Below are 2,452 nucleotides of genomic sequence, written 5' to 3'. Positions count from 1 at the left end.
TGGCTTGGTATGTGTATGCTCCGATGTGTGCCGCGACTTTGACCGTGATTAGACGCGAAACCAAATCCACGAAAAATATGCTTATGATTACAGGCTATTTGTTCCTGATGGCTTATTTTGCCGCATTCGTGGTTTACCAAATTTCTTCAAGGATACTATCATCATGACTCAATATATTATCGTCGGCTTGATTATGCTTGCCTGCGTATTCTTCCTCTTGCGAAAATTCGTATTCAAACCGAAAAAACGCGACTGCAGCAGCGGCTGCGGTAAATGCGGCGGTTGTGGTTAAATAAAGAGGGTTAGGTAAAAGTAAAAGGCCGTCTGAAATGGTTTCAGACGGTCTTTTTTATTGCTCTATGGCTTTTCAGATGCAAAACTAGGTATTTAGAGCTTAGCACCAGGATTTATTGAACGGGAAGCCTGAAATGTCCAGTGATGGTGTAGCGGTAGAGGACATCGTCTTCACGGGTTCCTGAACCGATATTATGGATAATCAGGGGCCTGTCTCCGATTTTTCGATCGGAGACGATACCGATATGGGGACGGTTGCCTTTCAGTTCCCAAGTTACAATATCGCCAGCTTGATAGTTTGTATCTTGAACGGCCCAGCCTTGACGCGTGAAATAAGTCATTAGGTTAGGTACGCGGCGGTGGTCAATATTGGTATCAGGTTGTTTCAAACCCCAGCGTTTCGGATAGACGGAAAAGTTGCGGCTCATGTCTTGATGAACAAGATCTTGCAAATCTATATTTTGGTCGCGCAAGGCACGGATAATGACGTCTGTGCAAACGCCTTTTGATATCGGCACATCTCCCATCGGATAAGTGAGCTTCGTGTAAGCTGGGTCGTAACGAAGGGTTTTGCCGATTTGGTTGCGCGCAGATTGTACGATTTTCGGTGATGGTCCTTTGGGTTCGGTAATTTTTTGTTGTAGGAAATCGGTATTAATACTTAGGATAGAATTGTGATGACGAGCAAAAAATACAACTGTTGTAATCAGAAGGATAGAAAGCGCAATACTGAGAACTATGGGCTTAAAGGCTATTTTGTGTTTCATGATATATGCACGGCTTAGATGTTGTCTGCATTATTATCAGATTTTTGAGTGGGTTGGCAATGCATAATGGAAAAATGGTCTTGAGCAAGTATGTACGGGCAAATAATAGATGAGTGTTATTTGGGTATTACCAAAACATTTTTTGTAAATATAGATTTTAAATTGGCATATGATAAAAGGCCGTCTGAAAACTTTTCAGACGGCCTTAGTTATTGGAGAAGGCTATTTCAATGCTTCTAACAGCTTCCCGTGTATTCCACCGAAACCGCCGTTGCTCATGACCAAAATATGATCGCCTGCTTCGGCATTTTTCACAATTTCGGCAACAAAGGCATCGAAGTCTTTGCCTACGTGCAGTTTGTCACCTAAAGGCGCGAGGGCTTCGGCGACGTCCCAGTCCACGCCACCGGCGTAGCAGAACACTTGGTCGGCATTGTTTAAGCTTGCGGGCAGGGCGGCTTTCATGGTACCGAGTTTCATAGTGTTAGAACGTGGCTCGAGGACGGCGAGGATGCGTGCGTTACCGACGTGCTGGCGCAGACCTTCGATAGTGGTTTCGATGGCGGTCGGGTGGTGGGCAAAGTCATCGTAAACAGTGATGCCGTTTACCGTGCCTTTGATTTCCATACGGCGTTTGACGTTTTTAAATGCACTTAAAGCTTCGCAGGCCGTCTGAATATCGACGCCGGCATGACGTGCAGCGGAGATAACGGCGAGGGCGTTCATACGGTTGTGTTCGCCCATCAGTTCCCACGCGACGTGTCCGACTGTTTCGCCGTGATGACGTACGTCGAACGAGCCGTCGGCATGGACGGTACCAACCTGCCAGCCTTGTTCGGTACCAAATTTTTCTACGGGCGTCCAGCAGCCTTTATCCAGAGTATCTTGCAGGCTTTGCTGTTGGCCGTTGCAGACGATGAGGCCTTCAGACGGCACGGTGCGTACCAAATGATGGAATTGGGTTTGAATGGCGCCCAAATCGGCAAAAATGTCGGCGTGGTCGAATTCAAGATTGTTCAAAATGGCGGTACGCGGACGGTAGTGTACGAATTTGGAGCGTTTGTCAAAAAAGGCAGTATCGTATTCGTCGGCTTCGATAACGAAGAATGGGGATTTTGAGTTAGGGTCTTGGCGCGGGGGTTGTGGCAGACGGGCGGAAACGCTGAAGTTTTCCGGTACGCCACCAATCAGGAAGCCCGGAGCGAGACCGGCATATTCCAAGACCCAGGCGAGCATGGAGGCGGTAGTCGTTTTGCCGTGTGTGCCGGCTACACCGAGTACCCAATGATGGTGTAATACGTTTTCAGCAAGCCATTGCGGGCCGGAAATGTAAGGCAGGCCTTTATTCAAAATGGCTTCAATCACATCCATGCCGCGTTTGGCAACATTAC

The 2,452-nt window shown here is 47.6% G+C and carries 3 protein-coding genes; 1 reads left to right on the top strand and 2 read right to left on the bottom strand.

All coding sequences use genetic code 11. The features are described 5' to 3' along the window. The first annotated feature begins 163 nt into the window (after window positions 1-163). Window positions 164-292, top strand: a complete 129-nt coding sequence (locus ACTHUE_RS15585; protein WP_003683546.1) for a FeoB-associated Cys-rich membrane protein — start codon at window positions 164-166, stop codon at window positions 290-292. A gap of 115 nt (window positions 293-407) precedes the next feature. Here the strand turns inward: ACTHUE_RS15585 and ACTHUE_RS15580 are convergent, their stop codons facing one another. After that, the gene (locus ACTHUE_RS15580; RefSeq protein WP_049333815.1) at window positions 408-1,061 is read right to left on the bottom strand and encodes a DUF1287 domain-containing protein; all 654 of its coding nucleotides are present in this window, start codon (window positions 1,059-1,061) and stop codon (window positions 408-410) included. 222 nt (window positions 1,062-1,283) lie between these two features. Continuing rightward, window positions 1,284-2,452, bottom strand: a 1,169-nt coding sequence (mpl, locus tag ACTHUE_RS15575) for a UDP-N-acetylmuramate:L-alanyl-gamma-D-glutamyl-meso-diaminopimelate ligase (protein ID WP_440423939.1), incomplete at its 5' end; no start/stop codon positions are given.

It is taken from the genome of Neisseria sp. P0021.S005 (assembly GCF_051956955.1).
Note: the sequence above shows the minus strand (reverse complement) of the source record. Positions and strands in the feature narration are given on the sequence as shown.